Here is a 1,844-nt window from a genome sequence, read left to right as displayed (position 1 = left end):
CCCTTATATATATATATATATATTATTGCAACACCTGCCAGAGGCAGGCATTACTTTTTGTTATTTTATTTATGATGAAAAAGCGGTACCCTCTTTTCTATAAAAGCCTCCACTCCCTCTCTTACATCACTCGTTTGAAATACATGGCCGAAATTCTCAGCTTCTATTTTTAGCCCGTCCTCAAGAGAAGAAGATAATCCCTTATTGATAGATTGCTTCATCAAAGATAAAGCAGGAAGGGAAAATTGAGCCATCTTCGCGGCTAGTTCCTTCGCCTTATTCAGCGCTTCGCCACGCGGAACAACATGATTCACCAAACCAACTCGCCAAGCTACCTCGGCAGTGAACGGTTCACCAGTGAACATCATTTCTTTCGCACTTGCAGTTCCTATTAATCGAGGCAAACGTTGCGTGCCTCCCGCACCTGGAAACAATCCTAACTTCACCTCTGGAAGTCCGATTTGGGCATGTTCTTCTATAATCCGTAAATCACATGATAAGGCTAATTCACACCCGCCCCCAAGCGCTAATCCGTTAATAGCAGCGATTACAGGCTTCGACAATCTTTCTATTTTATTTAATGGATTCTGAAGCCACAATGATTTTCCCTCTGCATATTCATTCCCTTTCCCAATCCATTCCGGAAATGACTTGATGTCTCCTCCTGCAACGAAGGCCTTTTCTCCAGCGCCAGTTAGAAGTACAGCAATTACTTCATCATCCCGTTCGATTTCATCGACCACCACCGTCAGTTGCTCAACCACAGCACCGCTCAATACATTCACAGGAGGATTATCAATGATGATTGTCGCGATTCCTTTTTCTTTGGACCATGTAACAACCCGCTTATTTTCCAATTCAATCCCTTCTTTCCAATATGTAATGAGATAAAAAGCAAACTGTTTTACTCCCCTTCAGCACATCAACTCGTTCTTTTAATTACATAGCCGACCTGTTCGCGATCCCAAGCAGTACTGATTCCTTCCTCCTTCAGCTTGAACTTCTGAATCCGTTCCGTCGCGGTTTTTGGGAAAGTTTCACTGAACTGAACATATCGCGGCACCATGAAGTAAGCCATACGTTCTTGACACCAATCTATAATCTCTTCATGGGACATCGTTTCTCCTTTCTTTACAATCACATATAATTTGACATCCTCTTCTCCCACTTCCGATGGAACACCGATGGCCGCTGATTCAAGTACTTTCGGGTGATTATTCACTACCTTTTCGATTTCCCAAGAGGAGATATTTTCTCCACGCCTCCGGATACACTGTTTGATTCGATCGCAAAAATATAAGTAACCTTCCTCGTCTAGATAACCGCGATCTCCTGTATGGAACCATCCCTCCTTCATCGCCTCTTCTGTTTTATCCCGCATTTTATAGTAGCCTTCCATGAATGCTTGTCCCTGTAAGGAACGTATAAAAATCTCTCCAATTTCACCAGTCCGCGCTTCATTTCCATCCTCATTGATAATCTTCGTCTCTACGTAAGAATAAGGCTTTCCAATAGAAGGCGGCTTATTGGCATTCAATGGATTCGTTACACAAAAACCCGTCGTTTCCGTTAATCCGTAACCTTCTACAATCTGGACGCCAAACCTCTCCTCAAACGGCTTCCAAAATTCCTTAGGCGTAGCAGCACAAGCCGTCACCCTTACAAAATTTTCATTATCGTTTTCCTTTTCTGGTTGCTTGCAGAGAATAGGAATCATAGATCCTAAAGAATTAAAAATGGTTGCGCCATGACCGCGAATTTCATCCCAAAATCCAGAAGCACTAAACCGCTTGCCAAGAGCAATTGTTGCATTGGAAGAAATAGCACCGAGTACTGTATGGGCC

Annotated in this window: 2 protein-coding genes; both read right to left on the bottom strand. The window is 43.1% G+C overall.

Translation table 11 applies throughout. The features are described from left to right. Positions 1-65 precede the first annotated feature (65 nt). Positions 66-857 carry an enoyl-CoA hydratase gene (locus AC1DTM_RS24850; RefSeq protein ID WP_002161387.1) on the bottom strand — a complete coding sequence of 264 codons (792 nt, stop codon included), beginning with the start codon at positions 855-857 and terminating at the stop codon, positions 66-68. 65 nt (positions 858-922) lie between these two features. Then, on the bottom strand, positions 923-1,844 hold a 922-nt coding region (locus AC1DTM_RS24845; RefSeq protein ID WP_477001132.1), incomplete at its 5' end, for an AMP-binding protein.

Source organism: Bacillus sp. P4_D3 (assembly GCF_056401855.1).
This window is presented reverse-complemented; position numbering and strand designations above follow the sequence as displayed.